This is a genomic window from Streptacidiphilus monticola, assembly GCF_042658505.1.
GTDB classification, from domain to species: domain Bacteria; phylum Actinomycetota; class Actinomycetes; order Streptomycetales; family Streptomycetaceae; genus Streptacidiphilus; species Streptacidiphilus monticola.
Genome location: NZ_JBHSQJ010000137.1, coordinates 1 through 22375, shown reverse-complemented (window position 1 = coordinate 22375; position 22375 = coordinate 1). Strand labels below are relative to the sequence as shown.

20 protein-coding genes and 1 tRNA gene are annotated in these 22375 nt (G+C 72.6%); 13 read left to right on the top strand and 8 right to left on the bottom strand.

The window, feature by feature from the left end; all coding sequences use genetic code 11:
* The first annotated feature begins 41 nt into the window (after positions 1-41).
* The 3 genes from ACFP3V_RS26850 to ACFP3V_RS26840 all read left to right on the top strand — a co-directional run bounded on the left by ACFP3V_RS26850 (position 42) and on the right by ACFP3V_RS26840 (position 5646).
* Positions 42-1730 (top strand): DUF885 domain-containing protein, encoded by a 1689-nt coding sequence (locus ACFP3V_RS26850; protein WP_380588650.1) that lies wholly within the window; start codon positions 42-44, stop codon positions 1728-1730.
* Between the two features lie 359 nt (positions 1731-2089).
* The gene (locus ACFP3V_RS26845; RefSeq protein ID WP_380588647.1) at positions 2090-4093 is read left to right on the top strand and encodes a mucoidy inhibitor MuiA family protein; all 2004 of its coding nucleotides are present in this window, start codon (positions 2090-2092) and stop codon (positions 4091-4093) included.
* On the top strand, positions 4090-5646 hold the full coding sequence (locus ACFP3V_RS26840) for a DUF4139 domain-containing protein (protein ID WP_380588644.1): 1557 nt from the start codon (positions 4090-4092) through the stop codon (positions 5644-5646). Before ACFP3V_RS26845 ends, ACFP3V_RS26840 begins: the two co-directional genes overlap by 4 nt.
* Positions 5647-5845: 199 nt before the next feature.
* Here ACFP3V_RS26840 and ACFP3V_RS26835 read toward each other — a convergent pair whose 3' ends face one another.
* A complete protein-coding gene (locus ACFP3V_RS26835; protein WP_380588641.1) occupies positions 5846-6949 on the bottom strand; it encodes a magnesium and cobalt transport protein CorA in 1104 nt (367 codons plus the stop codon).
* 483 nt (positions 6950-7432) lie between these two features.
* Between ACFP3V_RS26835 and ACFP3V_RS26830 the strand changes: the two genes are divergently transcribed.
* The gene (locus tag ACFP3V_RS26830; protein ID WP_380588638.1) at positions 7433-7990 is read left to right on the top strand and encodes a prepilin peptidase; all 558 of its coding nucleotides are present in this window, start codon (positions 7433-7435) and stop codon (positions 7988-7990) included.
* Positions 7991-7997: 7 nt separating this feature from the next.
* On the opposite strand, the gene ACFP3V_RS26825 is transcribed toward ACFP3V_RS26830, so the two are convergent.
* Positions 7998-8246 carry a type B 50S ribosomal protein L31 gene (locus tag ACFP3V_RS26825; protein WP_380588635.1) on the bottom strand — a complete coding sequence of 83 codons (249 nt, stop codon included), beginning with the start codon at positions 8244-8246 and terminating at the stop codon, positions 7998-8000.
* A 52-nt stretch (positions 8247-8298) separates the two neighbouring features.
* Positions 8299-8463, bottom strand: coding sequence for a 50S ribosomal protein L33 (gene rpmG / locus ACFP3V_RS26820; RefSeq protein ID WP_380588632.1), 165 nt, complete (start codon positions 8461-8463; stop codon positions 8299-8301).
* Positions 8464-8600: 137 nt separating this feature from the next.
* Between rpmG and ACFP3V_RS26815 the strand changes: the two genes are divergently transcribed.
* Both ACFP3V_RS26815 and ACFP3V_RS26810 read left to right on the top strand, forming a co-directional pair.
* Positions 8601-9152: a hypothetical protein gene (locus ACFP3V_RS26815; protein WP_380588629.1), complete on the top strand. Its 552-nt coding sequence runs from the start codon at positions 8601-8603 to the stop codon at positions 9150-9152.
* A gap of 44 nt (positions 9153-9196) precedes the next feature.
* Positions 9197-9976: a DUF4389 domain-containing protein gene (locus tag ACFP3V_RS26810; RefSeq protein ID WP_380588626.1), complete on the top strand. Its 780-nt coding sequence runs from the start codon at positions 9197-9199 to the stop codon at positions 9974-9976.
* An 81-nt stretch (positions 9977-10057) separates the two neighbouring features.
* Here ACFP3V_RS26810 and ACFP3V_RS26805 read toward each other — a convergent pair whose 3' ends face one another.
* The 5 genes from ACFP3V_RS26805 to ACFP3V_RS26785 all read right to left on the bottom strand — a co-directional run bounded on the left by ACFP3V_RS26805 (position 10058) and on the right by ACFP3V_RS26785 (position 14049).
* Positions 10058-11695 carry an ABC-F family ATP-binding cassette domain-containing protein gene (locus tag ACFP3V_RS26805; RefSeq protein ID WP_380588623.1) on the bottom strand — a complete coding sequence of 546 codons (1638 nt, stop codon included), beginning with the start codon at positions 11693-11695 and terminating at the stop codon, positions 10058-10060.
* A gap of 279 nt (positions 11696-11974) precedes the next feature.
* Positions 11975-12196, bottom strand: coding sequence for a hypothetical protein (locus ACFP3V_RS26800; RefSeq protein WP_380588621.1), 222 nt, complete (start codon positions 12194-12196; stop codon positions 11975-11977).
* A gap of 97 nt (positions 12197-12293) precedes the next feature.
* Positions 12294-12509 carry a hypothetical protein gene (locus tag ACFP3V_RS26795; protein ID WP_380588618.1) on the bottom strand — a complete coding sequence of 72 codons (216 nt, stop codon included), beginning with the start codon at positions 12507-12509 and terminating at the stop codon, positions 12294-12296.
* 139 nt (positions 12510-12648) lie between these two features.
* A complete protein-coding gene (locus ACFP3V_RS26790; protein WP_380588615.1) occupies positions 12649-13026 on the bottom strand; it encodes a hypothetical protein in 378 nt (125 codons plus the stop codon).
* 951 nt (positions 13027-13977) lie between these two features.
* Positions 13978-14049, bottom strand: a tRNA-Arg gene (locus tag ACFP3V_RS26785).
* Positions 14050-14197: 148 nt separating this feature from the next.
* Here ACFP3V_RS26785 and ACFP3V_RS26780 point away from each other — a divergent pair.
* The 7 genes from ACFP3V_RS26780 to ACFP3V_RS26750 all read left to right on the top strand — a co-directional run.
* The gene (locus tag ACFP3V_RS26780; RefSeq protein WP_380588613.1) at positions 14198-14653 is read left to right on the top strand and encodes a response regulator; all 456 of its coding nucleotides are present in this window, start codon (positions 14198-14200) and stop codon (positions 14651-14653) included.
* Between the two features lie 43 nt (positions 14654-14696).
* A complete protein-coding gene (argS, locus tag ACFP3V_RS26775; RefSeq protein ID WP_380588610.1) occupies positions 14697-16358 on the top strand; it encodes an arginine--tRNA ligase in 1662 nt (553 codons plus the stop codon).
* A 69-nt stretch (positions 16359-16427) separates the two neighbouring features.
* On the top strand, positions 16428-17822 hold the full coding sequence (gene lysA, locus ACFP3V_RS26770) for a diaminopimelate decarboxylase (protein ID WP_380588607.1): 1395 nt from the start codon (positions 16428-16430) through the stop codon (positions 17820-17822).
* Positions 17823-18009: 187 nt separating this feature from the next.
* Positions 18010-19296: a homoserine dehydrogenase gene (locus ACFP3V_RS26765; protein WP_380588605.1), complete on the top strand. Its 1287-nt coding sequence runs from the start codon at positions 18010-18012 to the stop codon at positions 19294-19296.
* Positions 19297-19307: 11 nt separating this feature from the next.
* Positions 19308-20387, top strand: a complete 1080-nt coding sequence (gene thrC / locus ACFP3V_RS26760) for a threonine synthase (RefSeq protein WP_380588602.1) — start codon at positions 19308-19310, stop codon at positions 20385-20387.
* Between the two features lie 307 nt (positions 20388-20694).
* Entirely contained in the window at positions 20695-21705 is a 1011-nt protein-coding gene (thrB, locus tag ACFP3V_RS26755; RefSeq protein WP_380588600.1) for a homoserine kinase, read from the top strand.
* Positions 21706-22154: 449 nt separating this feature from the next.
* Positions 22155-22375: Rho termination factor N-terminal domain-containing protein (locus ACFP3V_RS26750; protein ID WP_380588597.1), on the top strand; the 221-nt coding region annotated here is incomplete at its 3' end.

Sequence of the window (22375 nt, the reverse complement as noted above, 5' to 3'; positions counted from 1 at the left end):
GATATCTGTCACCACGGCGCGTGCGTACGCAAAGATGAAGCATGGCCGACACTGACAGTTCCGCACTCCGCACCCCGCGGCAGATCGCCGACGCGTACGTCGACGCGGTTGCCGCCCACGACCCGCTGGTCGCCGCCGAATTGGGCGTCAACCCGCACGACGACCGCCAGCCCGACCTCTCCCCGGCCGGCTTCGACGCGGAGGCCGCCCTCGCCCGCCGCGCCCTGGCCGAGCTCGATGCCGCAGCCCCCACCGAGGACCGCGACGAACTCGCCTGCGCCCGGCTGCTCCGCGAGCGGCTCACCGCCCAGCTCGCCGTGCACGCCGCAGGGGACCACTTCCGCTCGCTCAACAACATCGCCTCGCCCATCCACGGCGTCCGCGCCCTGTTCGACATGACCCCGACGGAGACGGAGCAGGACTGGGCCGCGCAGGTCGGCCGGATGCGGAACTTCGCCGGCGCCGTGGCCGGCTACCGCGCCACCCTGGCCGAGGGCCTGGGTCGGAACCTGGTCTCCGGCCCGCGTCAGGTCGCCACCGTGGTCGAGCAGTTGGGCGAGTGGTTCGGCGGAGACGCCTCCTGGTACGCCCAGTTCGCCGCCGAGTGCCCCGAGGCGCTCCGCGCCGACCTGGACGCGGCCGCCGAGCAGGCGGGCGCGGCGGTCGAGGAGTTCCGGGGCTGGCTGCGCGAGACCTACGCCCCGGTCGCGGCCAGCCGCCCGGACACCGCGGGCCGCGAGCTCTACCAGCGCCAGGCCCGCCTCCACACCGGTGCGGACCTGGACCTGGACGAGGCGTACGCGTGGGCCTGGGGCGAGTTCCGGCGCCTGGAGGAGCAGATGCGCGAGGAGGCCGAGAAGGTCCTCCCCGGCGCCACGCCGATGGAGGCCGTCGAGCACCTGGAGCGCGAGGGCCACCGGATCGCCGGCGTCGAGGAGATCCGCGCCTACCTCCAGGGCGTCATGGACGAGGCCATCGCGACGCTGAACGGCACCCACTTCGACATCAGCGGCGACATCGCCCGCGTCGAGTCCCGGATCGCCCCGGCGGGCAGCGCGGCGGCCCCCTACTACACCTCGCCGAGCCTCGACTTCTCCCGTCCGGGCCGCACCTGGCTGCCCACGCTGGGCCGGGACGAGTTCCCGACCTGGCAGCTCGTCAGCACCTGGTACCACGAGGGTGTCCCGGGCCACCACCTGCAGCTGGCCTCCTGGGTGGCGGCGGCCGACTCGCTGTCGCGCTACCAGGTCACCCTGGGCGGCGTCTCCGCGAACATCGAGGGCTGGGCCCTGTACGCGGAGCGACTGATGGACGAGCTGGGCTTCTTCGCCGACCCCGGGCAGCGGCTGGGCTTCCTGGACGAGCAGATGCTGCGGACGATCCGGGTCATCATCGACATCGGCATGCACAACGGCTTCGTCATTCCGGCCGGGTCCCCGTTCCACCCCGGCGAGACCTGGACGCCCGAGCTGGCGACGGAGTTCTTCGCGGCCTACAACGGCAGCCCGAAGGAGATGCGGGACAGCGAGATCATCCGCTACCTGGGCTGGCCGGGCCAGGCCATCGGCTACAAGCTCGGCGAGCGCGCCTGGCTCCGCGGCCGCGCCGCGGCGCGGGCCGCGGCGGAAGCCCGCGGCGAGGTCTTCGACCTGAAGTCCTGGCACATGCGCGCCCTGGCGCAGGGGTCCTTCGGTCTCGACGACCTGGAGTCCGAGCTCGCCCAGCTGTAGCGCTTCCCGCGCGAGCGCCGGCGCCCGGTGGGGGCCCGCAGGGCCCCTCGGGGGCGCGAGGGNCTGGAGTCCGAGCTCGCCCAGCTGTAGCGCTTCCCGCGCGAGCGCCGGCGCCCGGTGGGGGCCCGCAGGGCCCCTCGGGGGCGCGAGGGTCCCCCACCCTTCGGGCGGGAGGTGCCCCACCGCGACCAGCCCACCACTCGGGGAGGTCCGACCCGATCTGCGGGACGAACCTCCGTGCGTCGTGTGTTGCTCGCGCAGTTCCTCGCGCCCCCGAGGGGCCCTGCAGGCCCCCACTGGGCGCTGGCGCTCGCGCTGCTGATAGTGCAACGGGGGCTTGGGCGACTAGCGTGAGCGCCATGGTGGCTGAGGCGGAGTCAGAGATCGTCGGGGTGGTCGTCCACGCGGACGGCGCGCTCGTCACGCGCCGGGGGCGGGTGGACCTGCCTGCGGGCGTCCACCAGGTCCGTGTCCCCGGGCTTCCGCTCTCCCTCGACCCCAGGACGCTCCGCGCGGCGGCATCCGCCGTGTCCTCGGCGTCCTCCTCGCCCGCCTCCGGGCCGCAGATCGTCGACGTCCGTCGCGAGGTCGGCACGACCATCCTCCCCGAGAGTCAGCTCGACGAACTGCAGCGGCAGTTGGACCGCTGCGAAGCCGCCGCCTCCGCCGCCCGCACCGCGCTGGCCCGCGCGGAAGCCCGGGCCGCCGAGACTGCCGCGCTGCGGGCCGTGCCACCGCCCAGCCGGCGCGGGGACGCACCACGCCACGCGCCCGTCGAGGGGCTGCTCGCCCTCGCCGACTTCGTCGACGCCCGGCTCGCCGATCTCCAGCAGGAGGTCCGCACCGCCCGGCGCCGCGTCGAGGAGGCGGACCGCGCGCTGGACCTCGCCCGCGAGGCCCGCTTCGACGCCTCCACCTCCCGTCCGGCCGGGGCCGTCCGCAACCGCGCGGGCGTGCTCCTGACGGTGCGCCAGGAAACGGCCGCCACCGTCGAGTTCGAGGTCGAGTACGGCGTGGCGGCTGCCGCCTGGACCCCCGCGTACCGGCTGCGCCTCGACCCCCGCACCGGGCGTGGCGCCCTGGAGTTGCGCGCGCTCGTCGCGCAACGCAGCACCGAGGACTGGTCCGCCGTCCGCCTCAGCCTCTCCACGGCGGACCTGCAACGAGCTTCGGGCGTCCCCGAGTTGAAGTCGCTGCGGCTCGGCCGCCGCCAGCAGGGGCCGGTGGTCCCGCTGGTGCGGCGTCCCCCCTCGGGCACGGAGGCCCTGTTCGCCGGGTACGACGAGGCGCCCGTCCCGGCCCAGAACAGCTCCCGTGCCCTCGCGGTGTCGGCCGGGGGCGCGGTGGGCCTCGCGGCGGAGCCGGACCGGCTCGCCGACCAGGAGCAGGCCGCGCCCCCGCCCCGGGCGGCGCGGCGCATGGCCGCCTACGGCGGCCCGCCACCCGCGCCCGGCGGCATGCCGGCCCCGGTCATGGCGGCACCGGCGATGGCCCCGGCCATGGCCGTCGCCCCCCAGGCCCCGGGCGGGCCGGTGCCCGCGCCTCCGCCGCCTCCCGCCGAGCGGCCGTTGCTGGACTACGCCGCACTGACCCTGGCCGGGCCGGACGCGTCCTTCGGGCGCGGCACGCTGGTCTCCGCGCCCGAGGCACGGGCCGCCGTCGCGGCCGCGCCGCGGCTGCCCGCCGGTGCGGTGCCGGTGCGCGCGTCGGCGGGTGCGTACGACTTCCGCTTCGACGCCGCCGCGCCTGTGGACCTGTCGGCGGACGGCGGCTGGCACAGCGTCACCGTCGGCGAGTTCCCCGTCGGCATCGCGCTGGAGTACCTGACGGTCCCGTCGGCCGAGCAGCACGTCTACGCGGCGGTCGTGGTGGACAACGGCTCCGGCGTGCCGGTGCTCGCAGGTCCCGCCGAAGTCGTCCTGGACGGGGCCTATCTGACGACGGTCCCGTTCCCCACGCTGGCCCCCGGGCGCAGCCGTCGGGTCGGCATCGGCGTCGCGGAGGAGATCCGGGTCGCCCGCACCCTGCGCGTCTCCGAGTCCACGGCCGGGATCCGCTCGAACACGACCGTGCTGGAGCACCGGTTGACGGTCGAGCTGGCCAACCAGCTGCCCCGTGCGGTTGTGGTCGAGGTGCAGGAGCGGGTGCCGGTCAGCGACGACCGCGACGTGCGGATCGAGGACGTGCCGAGCAGCCCGCAGTGGCGGGTGGTCGAACCCCGCGAGGACGAGACCCACCGGCGGGGGCTGCGCGTCTGGCGGGTCGGTCTGGCCCCGGGGGAGACGGTCCGGCTCACCGGCGGTTGGACGGTGCGGATCCCCGCCGGCAAGGCGGTCGTCGGCGGAAACCGGAGGGAAGCATGAGCGAGGCCGTCGCACTGCCCGTGGTCCGGGCGGTGCTCTTCGAGGACCGCGCCGAGGTCGAGCGCGAGGTGCGGGTGCGGCTCACCGCGGGTGTCCAGCGGCTGCGGCTGGGCCCGGTGACCGCGCTGGCCGCGGACCGCAGCCTCACCGGTGAACTCCTGGACGCCGCAGGCACGGTGACCGACCTGCGGATCGTCCGCCGCTGGACGCCGCGCCCGACGGCCCCCGACGAGGAGGCGTCCGCACTGGCCCGGCTGGTGCACGAGCTGACGCTGCGTCATGCCGCCGCCGTCCACGACCGCGAACGGGCCGAGGCCCGCCTCGCCGTGCTGGAGCAACTGCGCGCCGACGTGCTGCGTGACATCGCCGAGTCAGCGGGAGCGGGGGAGGCCGACCCCGACCGCTGGTCCCGTGCGCTCGAACGTGCCGACTCGGCGCACACCGCCCAGTCCGAGGCGCTCGACGCCGCCCGGCAGGGCGAACGGGAACTCGCCGCCCGACTGCGCGAGGCCGAGGCGGCGGCGGAGGAGGCGGAGGACCGTCCGCTGGAGCTGACGGCCCATCTGGAGGCGGTGGTGGAGGCCGCGGAGGCGGCCGAAGCGGTGCTGCGGGTGCGGCATCTGACGCCCTGTGCGCTGTGGCGTCCCGCCTACCGGGCGACGCTGGACGGGGACTGGCTGCGCCTGGAGCGCGAGGCCTTCGTCTGGCAGCGCACCGGAGAGGACTGGACGGGCGTCGCCCTCGACTTCTCCACCGCCCGCCCGGCTCTCGCCTCCGCCCCGCCGGAGCTGCTGGACGATGTGCTGGTGCTGCGCGACCGCAGTGCCGAGGAACGCAGGACGACCGAGGTCGACCTGCGCGAGGTGGCCGTCCAGGACCTCGGCCCGGGCGGCGGCGAGACCGAGGTCGTCCCCGGCGTCGACGACGGCGGCGAGCCGCGCCGCCTGTCCGCCCCCGTGCCGGTCTCGGTCCCCAGCGACGGCCGCCCGCACCGGGTCGTGCTGGGAGAGGAGCGGCTGGAGGCCGAGGTCTCCTACGTGTGCGTACCCGAGCTGTCCCCGCTGGTCACCCTCAACGCGCGCTTCCGCACCGCGGTTTCGTCCTCGCCGCTGCTCTCCGGCCCGGTGGACCTGGTGCGCGCGAGCGGCTTCGTCGGCCGCGGCGAACTCCGCTTCACCGCTCCGGGTGCGGTCGCCGAGCTGGGCTTCGGCAGCGAGGACGCGTTCCGGGTCACCCGCAGCACGGTCGAGTCCCGCGAGGCGGGCACGCTCACCGGACGCACGACGCTGACCCGGACGGTGACGGTCTCGCTCTCCCACTTCGCCCCTCCGGGCGCGGAGCCGGTGCCGGTGACCGTCCGCGAACGCGTCCCCGTCTCCGAACTGTCCACGGTGGAGGTCCGCGTCCTCAAGGACCGCACCACCCCGCCCCCGGACACCCACTCGGACGACGGCATCCTCACCTGGACCGTCACCCTCGCCGCATCCCAACGCGAGGACCTGGTCCTGACCTACGACCTCTCCGCCCCGCGCTCGGTCGCACTCGCCCCATAAGGGCGGGAGCTGCAGACACGTGCGGCTACGCCGCGTGGGCGCGAGCGACCCACCACCCGGAGGTTCGACCCATCTGCGGGATCGAACTTCGGCGGGTGGCGGGTCGGTCGCGCTGGGGGCACCTTCCGCCGTGGGGGCGCCGTCGGCCGCCGGCTGCGGGCGGGTGGGGGATCCTCGCGCCCCTATGGGGTGGGTGCGGCTACAGCCACTTGTTCTTCCTGAAGCCCCGGTAGATCAGGAAACAGACCAGCAGGATCCCGGCCAGCACTGCCGGGTAGCCGTAATGCCAGTGCAGCTCGGGCATGTTGTCGAAGTTCATGCCGTAGACGCCGGTCACCATCGTCGGCACCGCCAGGATCGCCGCCCATGCGGTGATCTTGCGCATGTCCTCGTTCTGCACCACGGTCACCTGGGCCAGGTTCGCCTGCAGAATGCTGTTGAGCAGCTCGTCGAACGCCAGCACCTGCTCGTTCACCCGCGCCAAGTGGTCCGCCACGTCCCGGAAGTACGCCTGTACCTCCGGGTCCACCAGCGGGTTGGGCGTGGTGGACAGCGAGGCCAGCGGCCTCGTCAGCGGGGCGCAGGCGCGCTTGAACTCCAGGACCTCGCGCTTGAGCTGGTAGATCCGGCCGGCGTCGGAGCCGCGGCCGTTTCGCTGTGAGAAGACGCTGAACTCGACCTCGTCCACGTCCGTCTGCAGCTCGTCCGTGACGGACAGGTAACCGTCCACGACCAGGTCGGCGACCGCGTGCAGGACCACCGACGGGCCCTTCGCCAGCAGCTCGGCGTCGGACTCCAGCCGGCGGCGCAGCGGCCGCAGCGAGCCCTGGCTGCCGTGGCGGACGGTGATGACGAAGTCCGGCCCGAGGAAGACCATGACCTCGCCGGTCGAGACGACGTCGCTGGTCGGCGTCAGCCGGTCGTGCTCCACGTAGCGGATGGTCTTGAAGACGGCGAAGAGCACGTCGTCGTAGCGCTCCAACTTCGGGCGCTGGTGGGCGTGGACGGCGTCCTCGACGGCGAGGGGGTGCAGGCCGAAGCGGGCCGCGATGCCGGCGAACTCCTCCTCGGTCGGCTCGTGCAGGCCGATCCAGACGAAGTCCCCCTGCGACTGCCGTCCGGCGTCGCGGAGTTGGGCGACGGCCTCGCCCGCGCCGCAGCGGTCGGTGACGCGGCGGCCCTCGCGGTAGACCGCGCAGTCGACGACGGCGTCCCCGGCGCGCAGAGTCGCGGTGCGGGTGTCGTCGAGGGTGGCGCCACGGCGCGGCAGTACCGCGGAACGCAGGTCACGGATCATCGACATGGCAGGCTCCTTCACGGGCCGTCCCGCCGTTCGCCGGGCGTGCCGTGGCGCGAGGGTTTCCGCGCCGGGGGCACCGGGTGGGGCGGGGGAGGGGAGAAACGATTCGCTGAGTGCGTGAAGGCGCTCTCCCGCGCGCTGCCGTGAACTGACGCCCGATCAGAGGCGTGCCGGGTTTATCCGAGGTTCAGCGCTGAACTGCCGTACAGGGCACGAGAGAGCGGCTGGTACTGCACGGTCGACTCTTGTCCACCAGTACCACCTCCTCGCGCCGGTCCCCGCTGGGGGAAGATCTCTCCGCTCTGGGCGAACACTCAAGGTTAACAGTTGGTGGACCCCGGAAAGCACCGGCGATCACCACAGGGCCCGCTCTTGCCCAACTCTTGACTTCTGTCCGACGGCCCTCGGTTGTCGGTGCCGTGGGCCATGATGGGTCGCGATCGACCAGGGGAGTGCCGATCGGCGGACGTCGAGAGGGGGCACGGCATGGGGGTGGCTCCGGATGCCGAGACGCGTGCCGTGCTGCGGGCGGACGCGGTGCCGATCGTGGTCGCCGCCGTGCTGGGAGCCGTCCTGGTGGCGGTCCGGCTGGGCGCGGTGCCGCTGCTGCCCGCCGCTCTGGGGTTCGTCCTGCTGGCCGCGCCGCTCGCGTTCCTCGACGCCCGGCTGCACCGGCTGCCGGACGCGCTGACGCTCCCCGGCTACCCGTTCCTCCTGGTGCTGCTGATACCGGTGGCAGCGACGAGCCCCGCCGCCTGGCTCCGGGCCGTCCTCGCCGCAGCGCTCTGCGCAGGCGGCTATCTCCTGCTGGTGCTGCTGGGCGGGGCCGGCCTCGGCGACGTCAAGGCGGCGGGGCTGGTGGGGCTGCTGCTCGGCACCGTCGGCTGGCGGTCCGTGCTGGCCGGGACGGTGTTCGCGTTCCTGCTCGCGGCCGGCTGGGCGGTGGCGCTGCTCGTGCTGCGCCGCGCCCACCGGCGCTCGCACCTGGCCTTCGGCCCCTTCCTGCTGGGCGGGGCGCTGCTGGCGCTGCTCACGCAGGCCTGACCAGGCGTCAGGCGCGCTTGCCGTAGCGGCGGTTGAAGGCCTCCACGCGACCGGCGGTGTCCAGGATGCGGGCGTTGCCGGTGTAGAAGGGGTGGCTCGCCGAGGAGGTCTCGACGTCGACCACGGGATAGCTGCGGCCGTCCTGCCACTCGACCGTCTGCGCGGACGAGGCGGTGGAGCGGGTCAGGAAGGTGAGTCCGCCGACCTTGTCGCGGAAGACGACGGGGCGGTAGGCGGGGTGGATGCCGTGCTTCATGTGCTGGGTCTCCTCAGGAGTCGAAAGGGGGTGTGCCAGGGGGCGGACCGTTTCAGCGCTCCTCGCGGAACTCGACGTGCCGTCCGGCGACGGGGTCGAACTTCCGGAGCACCATGCGGTCCGGGTCGTTGCGGCGGTTCTTCCGGGTCACGTAGGTGAATCCGGTGCCGGCCGTCGACCGGAGCTTCACGACGGGACGGAGCTCACTGCGGGCCATCGCTGCCTCCTTCTTGCTGAGATGTCCACCTCAACACGGGGAGGCGCCTCCGCATTCCCGGCCTGTGACAGCTGTCATGCGTACCTGAGGACACGCGGCGCTGCCGCTGGAACACCGCAGCCCGCGATGCTCTTCCCATGACGACCGCAGTCCGGATCCAGAAGCAGCCCGGCCCCGGCGCACAGCCGCAGCCCGGCCCCTGCCCCGACGCGCAGCCGCAGCCCGGCCACGGCCCCGACGCGCGCCCGCAGCTCGATCCGGCCGACCCGCGGCTGCGCCCCCTCCCGGTCTGGTTCTTCGCCTTCGAGGGCGTGCTCGGCGGGGCCTTCGACCTCTGCCACGCCTACCCCCGGCTCTGGGCCCTGGTCGCCGTTCTCGGCCTGGCCAACCTGCTGCTGGGACTCACCGTCATGGGCCGCCGCATGAAGCTGCTGCGCGCCATGCTCCGCAACGGGCGCGCCCGGCGCATCCTGGTCGCCCTGATCGGCCTCCGTGTGGGCGTCCATCTGCTGCTCGGCGCGGCCGGGGCCGCCACCGACTCCAAGCCGGCGCACCTCGTGCTGGCGGTCATGATGACCGCCGTGACCGTCGCCCTGCTCTGGTTCGACCAGCGCGTCACCTTCCGTACCCTCGGGCTGGGCACCACCCGGGCGGCCCACCTGCGCGGCGGTGCGGCGGGGCAGCGCTGACGCTGGAGGAAAACTGACGGACCCTCACCCGTGGAGGTCGGCCCGTGGCCCTGTGGAGCGACCCAGGCGTCCCCGCCACCCTGCCGGAGCGACTGCCCGAGCTCGAGATCCCCGGGCCCGAGCACCAGAACCGGCTGACCGTGCTGCTCCGCCTGCTCCTGCTGATCCCGCACTTCGTGATCCTCGCGGTGCTCGGCTTCATCGGCTTCTTCGTCACCGTGGCCGGCTGGTTCGCCGCACTCGTCCTCGGCCGGCTGCCCCGCCCGATCGCCGCATACCTGCTCGGCTACCTGCGCTGGCAGACCCGGGTGGAGGCGAGCGCCATGCTGCTGGCGGACCGCTATCCGCCCTTCGCCATGGGCGAGCGCCCGGACCACCCCGTCCGCATCCAGGTCGAGCCCACCGAGCTCAATCGGCTGGCCGTCCTCTTCCGCATCATCCTGATGATCCCCGCCGCGATCATCGCAGGCCTGGGTATGGCGGGCTGGTGGGCCGTCGCCTTCATCAACTGGCTGGTCGTCCTGGTCCTCGGCCGGATGCCGCAGCCGCTGTTCCAAGCGACCGCCGCGATCGTCCGCTACCGGATGCGCTTCGACGCCTACACGGTGATGCTCAGTCCGGCCTACCCCAAGCGCCTCTTCGGCGACGGCCCGGTGCCGATGCAGGGCACCAGCGGCACCAGGCCGCTGCTGCTGACCACCGGGGCCAAGGTGCTTGTCGTGATCTTCCTGGTCCTCGGACTCTTCAGCTACGCCGGCGGCGGCACCGCCGGGGGCACGAGCGACTCCGGAACGCCGGTGGACAACACGGTCAGCAACGTCTGAGCCCCGGCGTCCCCGGCGTCCCCGGCGCCCGCTCCTGCCGTGCCGGGCGCCGCAACACGGTGGACCTGGAAGAAGACGGCGCTAGATCTCGGTGACCTTGCCCGCCTCGACCACCAGTCGCCGGGTCACCGCCACCGCCTCCAGCATCCGCCGGTCGTGCGTCACCAGCAGCAGCGTGCCGGTGTACGAGGCGAGCGCCGACTCCAACTGCTCGATGGCGGGCAGGTCCAGATGGTTCGTCGGCTCGTCCAGCACCAGCAGGTTCACCCCGCGGCCCTGGAGCAGCGCCAGCGCCGCCCGGGTCCGCTCGCCGGGCGAGAGCGTGGCCGCCGGGCGCAGCACGTGTGCCGCCTTGAGCCCGAACTTGGCCAGCAGCGTGCGCACCTCGGCGGGGGAGAGGTCCGGCACCGCCGCGCCGAAGGCGTCGAGCAGCGGCTCGTCGCCGAAGAACAGCCGCCGCGCCTGGTCCACCTCTCCGACCACGACGCCGGAGCCGAGCGCGGCGTGACCCGCGTCCAGCTCCACCCGGCCCAGCAGCGCCGCCAGGAGTGTCGACTTGCCGCTGCCGTTGGCGCCGGTGATCGCGATCCGGTCCGCCCAGTCCACCTGCAGGTCCACCGGCCCGAACCGGAAGTCCCCGCGGGCGAGTTCGGCCCCGCGCAGGGTCGCCACCACGGCACCGGATCGCGGCGCCGCCGCGATCTCCATGCGCAGCTCCCACTCCTTGCGCGGCTCCTCGACCACCTCCAGCCGCTCGATCAGCCGCTGCGTCTGCCGGGCCTTGGCCGCCTGCTTCTCGGTGGCCTCCGTCCGCATCGCGCGCCCGATCTTGTCGTTGTCGGGCGCCTTGCGCCGGGCGTTCTTGACGCCCTTCTCCATCCATGCCCGCTGCATCCGGGCGCGGGCCTGCAGCGAGGAGACGGTGTCGGCGTACTCCTCGTACTCGGCGCGGGCGTGGCGGCGGGCCGTCTCCCGCTCCTCGAGATAGGCGAGGTAGCCGCCGCCGAAGTGGTTCACCTGCTGCTGGTGCAGGTCCAGCTCGAGCACCCGGGTCACCGTGCGGGTGAGGAACTCGCGGTCGTGGCTGACCAGTACGGTCCCGGCGCGCAGGCCGGAGACGAAGCGCTCCAGCCGCTCCAGGCCGTCCAGGTCGAGGTCGTTGGTGGGCTCGTCCAGCAGGAAGACGTCGTACCGGCTCAGCAGCAGCGACGCGAGCCCCGCCCGCGCGGCCTGCCCGCCGGAGAGCGCCGTCATCTCCTGCTGCAGGCCGACCGCCAGCCCGAGCTCCGCCGTGACCTCCTCCGCGCGCTCCTCCAGATCCGCGCCGCCCAGGTCCAGCCAGCGCTCCAGCGCGACGGCGTACGCGTCGTCCGCCCCTGACGCCCCGTCAACCAGCGCCTGCGTCGCGGCGTCCAGCGCCTCCTGCGCCGCCTGCACCCCGGTGCGCCGGGCCAGGAACGCCGCCACGGTCTCCCCAGGCCGGCGATCCGGCTCCTGCGGCAGGTAGCCCACGGTGGCCGTGGGCGGGCTCAGCCGGACGCTCCCGCTCTCGGGCGCGGCCGCCCCCGCCAGCATCCGCAGCAGCGTCGACTTCCCGGCCCCGTTCGGCCCGACGAGCCCGACGACGTCCCCGGGGGCGACGACGAGCTCCAGCCCGGAGAAGAGCACGCGCTCGCCGTGCCCGGCGGCGAGATCCTTGGCAACGAGAGTGGCAGTCATCAGACGGGTGAGTGTAGTGCGCGCCGCGGAACGGCCCGGCGAGCGCCTGCGGCTGCGGCACGCGCCCATGTGTGTGCGAAGCACCGGACCGGCGCGAACGTGCCATTGAGCAGGCCAGTCGCCGGGAACCCCAACATCCGTCCTGGGGGTGGGCGTTGGGGCACCGGGGACTGTCGGACCGGCGGGTCTGGGCCACCCGGCTGCCCGGGACAGCACGACCGGGTGGGCGCACACGCGCCGACGAGTCGGGCCCCCGTTCCGGCCCTGGGTGTCGCGTGATTACGCGGTGGCGGCGACGAACTCGTCGAGGATCCCGGACTTGGCCTGCTCGACCAGGTCGCGGAACTGGTCCTCGCTCATCTGGATCTGCTGTCCGAAGTCGTCCGTGATCCGCACCCGCTTCTCGGCCGGCGCGCCCTCGTCGACGTAGAGCTGCGGGCAACCGCAGTCGCAGTTCCCGCAGAACGTCGCCAGCGGCAGCCCCTGCTCCCGGTCGGCCATGGCAGGACCCCCTCGTTCGTAGGCAGTTGTCCTCCCGAGCATTCCCTGCGCGCGCCCCCGCGGAAACGGGCCCGGCGCGGCGGCCGCCGCCGTGGCGTCAGGCCCGGTAGAGGCTCACGTCGTTGGCGAAGAGCTGCACGAAGCCGCAGTCCCAGCAGATGAGCCCCGTGGCGGACTCGTTGGCCCACCCCAGTCCCAGGAGTTCCGTACCGCTGCTGTTCAGCTTCACCTCGCGCTCACGGAAGGTGTCGTTCCCGCAGAACCCGCAGGACACCCACCTGTCCCCGATCGCCGCCCGCATCGGCTTTCCCACGGTCCCGCTCCTCTCCAAGCACCCCGGGTCGCCCGGGGGCCCGTCAGCATAACCAGGAGCGTGAGCAGCCAGAACGCCACCCGCAGGTGCAGGCGGCGGCTCACCCGTGCCCTTGTTGCCCGCCGAGGGGAGAGAGGGCTCAGGGTTGCGGGGTCGACGCGACAGCGCGCGACGCCACGACGTGTGAGACCGGGTAGACGAGCCCGTCGTGCTTCATCGGCGTCGCCACGACGATGAATCCGATCAGCCCGCCCGACGGCGTGGTGATCCGCCATGACGTGGCCGCGGCCCCGGACACTCCGCAGGCGGCGTCCACCTGCAACTCGCCTCCCGGGGCCAGGACCGACCGTGCCTCATCCGGGCGGCAGTCACTCCCTTCGCAGCGATCGACGGCGACCACCGTGGAAGTGTCGTTGCGTATCGCCACCGTGCTGTAGTTCGCCGGATCCGTCGGGTCCACGGAGCCGCACCCTGCGCGACTGTCGAGCTCGTCGACGACGAAGAGGACGGCGGCCACACCCACGAGTGCGGTCACGCCCAGGGCGACGCATCCGAGCCCCAGCGCCTTGGGGACACCCACGGCGCCCGGAGTCCAGGCCCTGCCACCTCGAAAACCCGACCGCGTGCCCACTGAATCTCCTCCTGCTGTCCGGAACGGAGCGCCGCACGCGGACGACGGCCCCGGGCTGGATCAACCAGGCCCCGTCGGGTGCGCCCCCGCGCATGGGGCCTCGCCGACCCCGCAGTGGTAGCAACGGCCACATTCCCATCGTGGTTGTATCACTCGTGCGCACCGCAGTCCGACCTGCCCCTGGCAGCGACGCCGGGGGTCTCGGGCTCCCAACTCCCCACGAGTGTCTGCGGCTTACCGTGAGATTCCGCCGACTGGGGCACGCGAGGGAAACTGGGTTGCCGGTGGGCGCATGTACTGTCGGGCCCGTTGGATCGGCTTGGGGCCTGATGCGGATTGCCGGCGATCACGGGGTGGCTCAGAAGAGGTTCCCGAGCCTCGATTTGTCCGTGACTTCGTGCAGTTCCGACCCCACCCCCCTCACGCGCCAAACCCGCTCTGTCGACTCCGGGCGACTCTTCGACGGGGGTGCGCCCGCCAGGGCCAAGGTCCGGCCGGTCCGCTTCCGGACCTCCGGCACTTCGGCAACGCCATGGCGGCCGGTGCGGGTGCGGGCACGCGGGAGCTCATGCACCCCATGGGGCACTCGACCATGGACGCTGCTCTGCACTATCAGCACGTGCGTGCGGAACGGGACCGCGTGAATCGCTCACGGCATCGACAAGGAGATCCGTAAGGTGCTCGGCCCGAGGCGGCGCAAGGCGGGCAAGAGGGGTACTCCGCAGGAGCAATCTGGCACGGATGTGGCACGGGCCTGACGGGGCCTTGGAAACGCTGAAGGCCCAGTCCGGCGAGAGAACCTCGCTGGCCTGGGCCTTTGTCGTTCGTACTGCTAGGTGCCCCCGGTAGGATTCGAACCTACGCACCCGCCTCCGGAGGGCGGTGCTCTATCCCCTGAGCTACGGGGGCCCTGTCTTGCGACATGCAGAACAGTACCAGGCACCAGCCGGTTCTCTGCACACGGTTTCCCTCCCGCCTCGTCGCCGGATCCCGTGGACGGAGGCCGAAGGCCGCAAAACGGGGACGCAGCGTGGAAGGTGCGCATACGCTGGGTGACGTGACAGGGGATGCGGGGCGGGTGCTCGTCGTGGACGACAGTGCGGTGATCCGCCAGTTGATCCGGGTCAACCTGGAGTTGGAGGGGTTCGAGGTCGTCACCGCCGCGGACGGGGCCGAGTGTCTTGAGGTGGTGCACCGGGTCCGTCCGGACGTCGTGACCCTGGATGTCGTGATGCCCCGGCTCGACGGGCTGCGCACCGCCGCCCGGCTGCGGGCGGACGCGCGGACGGCCGGGCTGCCCATCGCCATCGTGAGCGCGTGCACGCAGACCGACCTGGACCGCGGCGAGTCCGTGGGGGTGGACGGCTATCTGGCGAAGCCCTTCGAACCGATGGAACTCATCGCGCTGGTCGCCCGACTGGCAGCGGCGCGGCCCGAGAGGTCAGGAGGGTCGGCGGGTCCACGGTTCGCGCAGGGCGAACACGATCCGTCCACGGCGCGTCTCGCGGAGTAAACCCGTTTCCTTTCCCCGGGGGCTTCTCGCCTACGCTTGCCCCGTGACACCCGCAGAGCTTTCCCAGGCAGTCCAGTCCGCGGTTCGTGCCGCCGTCGAGGCGGGCGAACTGACCGTCGCCGTGCCCGAGACGGTGACCGTCGAGCGGCCCAAGAACAGGGACCACGGCGACTACGCCACCAACGTGGCCCTGCAGCTGGCGAAGGCGGCCGAGCTGCCGCCGCGCCAGGTCGCCGAGCTGCTGGCGAAGCGCCTGCGAGAGCTGCCCGGGATCGCGTCGATCGACATCGCCGGGCCGGGCTTCCTGAACGTCACCCTCGACGCCGCCACCCAGGGCGAGCTCGCCCGGACCATCGTCGAGGCGGGGGAGGCGTACGGACGGAACGGCACCTTCGCCGGTCTCAAGATCAACCTTGAGTTCGTCTCCGCCAACCCGACCGGCCCGATCCACATCGGCGGCGTCCGCTGGGCGGCCGTCGGCGACTCGCTCGCGCGTGTGCTGCGGGCCTCCGGCGCCGACGTGACGACGGAGTACTACATCAACGACGCCGGCGTGCAGATGTCGAAGTTCGCTGCTTCGCTCCAGGCTGCCGCCAACAAGCAGCCGGTCCCGGACGACGGTTACGTCGGCGAGTACATCAACGAGATCGCCGCCCAGATCGTCGCCGAGCACCCGGGCATCCTCGACCTGACCAAGGACGAGCAGCTGGCCGAGTTCCGGGCCGAGGGCCTGCGGCTGATGGTCGCGGAGATCCAGCGGTCCATGGAGGAGTTCGGCGTCCACTTCGACGTCTGGTTCTCCGAGAAGTCGCTGCACGACTCCGGCGCCGTCGAGAAGGCCGTCGACCGGCTGCGCGAGCAGGGCCACGTCTACGAGCAGGACGGCGCGGTCTGGCTGCGCACGACCGACTTCTCGGACGACAAGGACCGCGTCCTGATCAAGGCGGACGGCGACACCACCTACTTCGCCTCCGACGCCGCGTACTACCTGAACAAGCGGGACCGCGGCAACGAGGTCAACGTCTACATGCTCGGCGCGGACCACCACGGGTACGTGGGCCGGCTGAAGGCCATCGTGGCGTGCGCGGGTGACGACCCCTCGCACAACATCGAGGTGCTGATCGGCCAGTTCGTGAAGATGCTCAAGGACGGCCAGGAAGTCCGCATGTCCAAGCGGGCCGGCAACATCATCACGATCGACGACGTCGTGGACTGGGTCGGCGTCGACGCCGCCCGGTACTCGCTGACGCGGGTGCCGACGGACTCCACGGTGACGCTCGACATCGACGTGCTGACCAGCCAGACCAACGAGAACCCGGTCTTCTACGTCCAGTACGCGCACGCGCGGATGTCCTCGGTCGCCCGCAACGCGGCCGAGCTGGGCATCGACAAGGGCGCGGCGGCGGACTTCAAACCGGAGCTGCTCAGCACCGAGTGGGAGAACGAACTCCTCGGCCAGCTGGGCGAGTTCCCGGGTGTGCTGGCCACCGCCGGCGAGCTGCGCGAGCCGCACCGGGTGGCGCGCTACCTGGAGGACCTGGCCCGGGCCTACCACCGCTTCTACGACAACTGCCGGATCCTGCCTCGCGGTGACGAAGAGGTCACCGACCTGACCCGGGCCCGCCTCTGGCTGGCCGAGGCGACCCGCACCGTCATCGCCAACGGCCTCGGGCTGTTGGGCGTTTCCGCCCCCGAACGCATGTGAGTCGCGTGAGGGGCCCGAGGACTACGGCAGTCCTCGGGCCCCTCTCGCACACAGGGAGACACCGCACCGATGAGCCGCTCCGCCCACCCCGCCGGTCCCCGCCACGGCGACGTGCTGCCCGAAGGGCACTGGACCGCCCCGCCCGCCGACCTCAACGCGCTCGACCCCAAGGTGTGGGCGCAGACGGTCACCCGGAACGCCGACGGTGCGGTCACCGTCGGCGGCATCGAAGTCGCCGCGCTGGCCGAGGAGTTCGGCACCCCGGCGTACATCCTCGACGAGACCGACTTCCGGGCCCGGTGCCGCGCCTGGCGCGAGGCCTTCGAGGGGACGCACGCGGAGGTCTACTACGCGGGCAAGGCATTCCTGTCCCGCGCGATCGTGCGCTGGCTGCACGAGGAGGGGCTCAACGTCGACGTCTGCAGCGGCGGCGAGCTGACGGTCGCGCTGAGCGCGGGTATGCCGGCCGCCCGGATCGCGCTGCACGGCAACAACAAGTCGACGGCCGAGCTGGAGTACGCGGTCAAGTCCGGCGTCGGGCACGTGGTCGTCGACTCCTTCGAGGAGCTGGCCCGGCTGTCCTGGATCGCGCAACAGCAGGGCGTGCGCCAGAAGATCCTGATCCGGGTGACGGTCGGCGTCGAGGCGCACACCCACGAGTTCATCGCCACCGCGCACGAGGACCAGAAGTTCGGCCTGTCCCTGACGGGCGGTCAGGCCGCCGAGGCGGTGCGCCGGGCGCTGACGCTCGACGGCGTCGAGCTGGTCGGCATCCACTCGCACATCGGCTCGCAGATCTTCGACACGGCCGGCTTCGAGGTGGCGGCCCGGCGTGTGGTCGGACTGCTGGCGGAGATCAAGGCCGAGCACGGTGTCGAGCTCCCGGAGATCGACCTCGGCGGCGGCCTCGGCATCGCCTACACGAGCGACGACGACCCGCGCGAGCCCGCGGAGATCGCCGCCTCGCTGGCGCAGATCGTCCAACGCGAGTGCGCGGCGGCCGGGTTGTCGGTTCCGAAGCTGTCCGTCGAGCCTGGGCGGGCGATCGTGGGCCCGACCGCGTTCACGCTCTACGAGGTGGGCACCGTCAAGCCCCTGGAGGGCCTGCGGACCTATGTCAGCGTGGACGGCGGCATGTCCGACAACATCCGCACCGCGCTCTACGACGCGGAGTACAGCGTCGCGCTGGCGTCCCGGACCAGCGACGCCGAGCCGATGCTGAGCCGGGTGGTCGGCAAGCACTGCGAGTCCGGCGACATCGTCGTGCGGGACGCGTTCCTGCCGGCGGACGTCGCCCCGGGCGACCTGCTGGCGGTCCCCGCGACGGGGGCGTACTGCCGGTCCATGGCGAGCAACTACAACCACGCGCTCAAGCCGCCGGTGATCGCGGTCCGCGAGGGCGAGGCCCGGGTGATCGTGCGCAGGGAGACCGAGGAGGACCTGCTGCGCCTCGACGTCGGCTAGGCCGGGCAGGCCCCGATCCCCGGGCGGGCCCCGGCCCCCGGGCAGGCCCCGCAACGGTTCCTCCGGCCGGCGGCCGTCCGAGCGTTGAAATCTACGTCTCAGACTATGGAACGGACGAAGATTCTCCGTCCGTCTCCGTGACACTGGGACCACCTATCGGTACCTGTGACAGGCAGAGTGGAGTCGGATGATGCGTACGCTGAAAGTGGCGCTCCTCGGTTGTGGAGTGGTGGGCTCCGAGGTGGCACGCATCATGACGACGCACGCCGCCGACCTGGAAGCGCGCGTCGGGGCGCGCGTGGAGCTCGCAGGGGTCGCGGTGCGCCGGGCAGGGCGCCCGCGGCCGGGGGTGCCCGAGGAGCTCATCACCACCGACGCCGAGTCCCTGGTGAAACGCCCGGACATCGACGTCGTCGTCGAGGTCGTCGGCGGCATCGAGCCGTCCCGTGGCCTGATCCTCTCCGCCTTCGAGAACGGCGCCAGCGTCGTCAGCGCCAACAAGGCGCTGCTCGCCGCCGACGGGGCGGCGCTGCACGCGGCCGCGGCCAAGCACGGCGTGGACCTGTACTACGAGGCGGCCGTCGCCGGGGCGATCCCGCTGATCCGCCCGCTGCGCGAGTCCCTGGCCGGGGACAAGGTCAACCGCGTGCTCGGCATCGTCAACGGCACGACGAACTTCATCCTCGACAAGATGGACACCACCGGCGCCGGCTACTCCGAGGCGCTGGAGGAGGCGACCGCGCTCGGCTACGCGGAGGCGGACCCGACCGCCGACGTCGAGGGTTTCGACGCCGCCGCGAAGGCGGCGATCCTGGCCGGCATCGCCTTTCACACCCGGGTCACCGCCGCGGACGTGTTCCGCGAGGGCATCACCGAGGTCACCGCCGCCGACATCGCCAGCGCGAAGGCGATGGGGTGCGTGGTCAAGCTGCTCGCCATCTGCGAGCGCAGCGAGGACGGGCAGAGCGTCACCGCCCGGGTCCACCCCGCGATGATCCCGCTGTCCCACCCGCTGGCCTCGGTGCGGGGCGCCTACAACGCGGTCTTCGTCGAGGCGGACGCCGCAGGGCAGTTGATGTTCTACGGCCCCGGCGCGGGTGGCAGCCCGACCGCGTCCGCGGTCCTCGGCGACCTGGTCGCCGTCTGCCGCAACAAGCTGGCCGGCTCCACCGGACCCGGCGAAAGCGCGTACGCTCAGCTCACCGTCAACCCCATGGACGATGTGGTCACCCGCTACCACGTCAGTCTGGACGTCGCCGACAAGGCGGGTGTCCTCGCCCAGGTCGCCACGGTCTTCGCCGAGCACGGGGTGTCCATCGACACCGTCCGCCAGCAGGGCCGCGACGGCGACGCCTCACTCGTCGTAGTGACTCACCGCGCCACCGACGCCGCGCTGTCCGCTACGGTCGCCGCACTCCGCACGCTGGACCACGTCCGAGGAGTGGCCAGCATCATGCGTGTCGAAGGGGAATAGGAAATCCAGCCATGAGCACCAGCAGCCTCCAGCGCACCCACCAGTGGCGCGGCCTCATCGAGGAGTACCGCGACCGCCTCCCGGTCACGGCGACGACGCCCGTGGTGAGCCTGCTGGAGGGCGGCACGCCGCTCGTGCCGGCGCAGGTGCTCTCCGAGCGGACCGGCTGCGAGGTCTACCTGAAGGTCGAGGGCGCGAACCCGACCGGCTCCTTCAAGGACCGCGGGATGACCATGGCCATCTCGAAGGCCAAGGAGGCGGGCGCGCAGGCCGTCATCTGCGCGTCCACCGGCAACACCTCCGCCTCGGCGGCGGCCTACGCCGTGCGGGCGGGGATGGTCTGCGCGGTGCTGGTGCCGCAGGGCAAGATCGCCCTGGGCAAGATGGGCCAGGCGCTCATCCACGGCGCCAAGATCCTCCAGGTGGACGGCAACTTCGACGACTGCCTGACGCTGGCGCGCGACCTCTCGGACAAGTTCCCTGTGGCGCTGGTCAATTCGGTCAACCCGGTGCGCATCGAGGGCCAGAAGACGGCCTCCTTCGAGATCGTCGACATGCTGGGCGACGCCCCGGACGTCCACGTCCTGCCGGTGGGCAACGCGGGCAACATCACCGCCTACTGGAAGGGCTACAAGGAGTACGCGGCGGACGGTCTGGCGACGCGGACCCCGCGCATGTGGGGCTTCCAGGCGTCCGGCTCCGCCCCCATCGTGGACGGCGCCCCCGTGCTCAAGCCGCAGACCATCGCCACGGCGATCCGCATCGGCAACCCGGCCTCCTGGGACTACGCGCTGGCCGCGCGGGACGAGTCGGGCGGCTTGATCGACAAGGTGACGGACCGTCAGATCCTCTCGGCGTACCGGCTGTTGGCCTCGCAGGAGGGCGTCTTCGTCGAGCCCGCGTCGGCGTCGTCGGTGGCGGGCCTGCTGCAGGCGCACGAGCGCGGACTGGTCGACCCGGGGCAGCGCATCGTCTGCACGGTCACCGGCAACGGCCTCAAGGACCCCGACTGGGCGGTGGCGGGCGCCCCGCAGCCCACCGTCGTCCCCGTCGACGCCACGGCCGCGGCCGAGCGCCTGGGCCTCGCGTAGGGCCCCAGCCCCCGCAAGGGGCGCGTGGGGGCACCTCCCGCCCGAAGGGTGGGGGAGAACTGCGCGACCGGCCCACCACTCGCGGAGGTCCGTCCCCCAGACAGGGGCGGACCTCACCGGGCGGTGGGCCGCTCGCGAGATGGCACCTCCCGCCCGAAGGGTGGGGGATCCTCGCGCCCCTGAGGGCGCCAGGGGGACACGTCGGTGCAGGGGTGTACCGATGAGCAGGGCGTATTCGCTACGCTGGCCCCAATCCCCGTTCCTCCCTTTGCCTCTGGCAAGACGTCCGTCACAGGAGTCCAGCACCATGGCAGGTCCAGCCTTCCGCGCCGCGGCAGTTCGGGTGCGGGTGCCCGCGACCAGCGCCAACCTGGGGCCGGGCTTCGATGCCTTCGGCCTCGCTCTCGGGCTCTACGACGACATCGTCGTCCGCGTCGCGGACGCGGGCCTGCACATTGACATCGCGGGGGAGGGGGCGGACACCCTGCCGCGCGACGAGCGGCACCTCGTCGTCCGCTCCATGCGCACCGCCTTCGACCGGCTCGGGGGCCAGCCGCGCGGACTTGAGGTCGTCTGCGCCAACCGGATACCGCACGGCCGCGGCCTGGGCTCCTCCTCCGCCGCGATCGTGGCCGGCGTCATGGCCGCCCGCGCGGTCACCGTGGGCGGCGCCGAGGCCATGGACCGCAACGCGGTCCTCGCCCTGGCCAGCGAGATCGAGGGCCACCCCGACAACGTCGCCGCCTGTGTGCTCGGCGGCTTCACCATCGCCTGGACCGACGGCCCGCAGGGCGGCGGGGAGGCCCACGCGGTGACCCTGACGCCGCATCAGGATGTCGTCCCCGTCGTCTTCGTGCCCGCCGATCCGGTGCTGACGGAGGTCGCCCGGGGTCTGCTTCCGGCCACTGTTCCGCACGCCGACGCGGCCGCCAACGTGGGCCGGGCCGCGCTGCTCGTGGAGGCGTTGACGCACCGCCCGGAGCTGCTGCTGCCGGCCACCGAGGACCGGCTCCACCAGGACTACCGCACTCCGGCCATGCCGTTGAGCGCGGAGCTGGTGGCCCGGCTGCGGGCGGAGGGCATCCCCGCCGTCATCTCCGGCGCGGGCCCGACGGTGCTCGCGCTGGCCGACGCGGGAACGGCCGAAAAGGTACGGGCGGTCGCCGGCCCCGCATGGTCGGCCAACCGGCTGGACATGGACACCGAGGGAGCGGCGGTCCTGCCGTTGGCGGAACTGGCCGAGGGTTCTGCGGAAGCCGGGGCTCCAGGCCCCGGGAACGCCGTGTCCGGGACCCCGACGGGCGAGTCCGAACTGTAGGACGGGACACGATTGACTCACACGGAGTGGGGGAATGTTTGTTGGGTCCAGTAGTGTTAACCTCATGTCTGCATCAGGCGCCCGACGGGGCCCGATGCGCAGCGTCCCCTCTGGGACAGCAATTCTCCGGGAGCCCGCCACGGCGTACGCAGCCTGCCTGCGCCATGTGACCGCATCCCGAAGCCGTGTCGTCGGCTCCTGAAACCCCACCTCCCTCGCGGACCGTGGCCCAGGGTGCCGCGCACGCGACGGGGGCCCGGGACGACGAGACGTGCGCTGCACGCTGGACCTGCACGTCCCATCACCACCCCGCAACACTCGCACGAACAACACGCCGCCTGGACGCCAGGCGGAACCAAGCCCCGGACCTGTGAAGAGAACACAGGCCGGACAGCACAACCGGTCGCCGAGCCAGACAGGCCGACGTCCGCTCCAGGGAAGGACCCTTCGTGAGCGACACCACCGATCTGATGGGCGCGCGCCCGGACGCCACTGGCAGTCCGGACACCACTCCGGCCCCCGCGCCGAAGCGCCGTCGGACCACGGGCACCGGGCTCAACAGCATGGTGCTCGCCGAGCTGCAGCAGCTCGCCTCCGGCCTCGGCATCAGCGGCACCGGCCGCATGCGCAAGAGCCAGCTGATCGACGCCATCAAGGAGAAGCACGGCGG

Coding starts and splice junctions, on each gene's coding strand:
- ACFP3V_RS26805 (WP_380588623.1), bottom strand. CDS start 11,695: ATGACTGCCACTCTCGTTGCCAAGGATCTCGCCGCCGGGCACGGCGAG.
- thrC (WP_380588602.1), top strand. CDS start 19,308: ATGAGCACCAGCAGCCTCCAGCGCACCCACCAGTGGCGCGGCCTCATC.
- ACFP3V_RS26840 (WP_380588644.1), top strand. CDS start 4,090: ATGAGCGAGGCCGTCGCACTGCCCGTGGTCCGGGCGGTGCTCTTCGAG.
- thrB (WP_380588600.1), top strand. CDS start 20,695: ATGGCAGGTCCAGCCTTCCGCGCCGCGGCAGTTCGGGTGCGGGTGCCC.
- rpmG (WP_380588632.1), bottom strand. CDS start 8,463: ATGGCCCGCAGTGAGCTCCGTCCCGTCGTGAAGCTCCGGTCGACGGCC.
- ACFP3V_RS26825 (WP_380588635.1), bottom strand. CDS start 8,246: ATGAAGCACGGCATCCACCCCGCCTACCGCCCCGTCGTCTTCCGCGAC.
- ACFP3V_RS26845 (WP_380588647.1), top strand. CDS start 2,090: ATGGTGGCTGAGGCGGAGTCAGAGATCGTCGGGGTGGTCGTCCACGCG.
- ACFP3V_RS26815 (WP_380588629.1), top strand. CDS start 8,601: ATGACGACCGCAGTCCGGATCCAGAAGCAGCCCGGCCCCGGCGCACAG.
- ACFP3V_RS26835 (WP_380588641.1), bottom strand. CDS start 6,949: ATGTCGATGATCCGTGACCTGCGTTCCGCGGTACTGCCGCGCCGTGGC.
- ACFP3V_RS26765 (WP_380588605.1), top strand. CDS start 18,010: ATGATGCGTACGCTGAAAGTGGCGCTCCTCGGTTGTGGAGTGGTGGGC.
- ACFP3V_RS26800 (WP_380588621.1), bottom strand. CDS start 12,196: ATGGCCGACCGGGAGCAGGGGCTGCCGCTGGCGACGTTCTGCGGGAAC.
- lysA (WP_380588607.1), top strand. CDS start 16,428: ATGAGCCGCTCCGCCCACCCCGCCGGTCCCCGCCACGGCGACGTGCTG.
- ACFP3V_RS26830 (WP_380588638.1), top strand. CDS start 7,433: ATGGGGGTGGCTCCGGATGCCGAGACGCGTGCCGTGCTGCGGGCGGAC.
- ACFP3V_RS26850 (WP_380588650.1), top strand. CDS start 42: ATGGCCGACACTGACAGTTCCGCACTCCGCACCCCGCGGCAGATCGCC.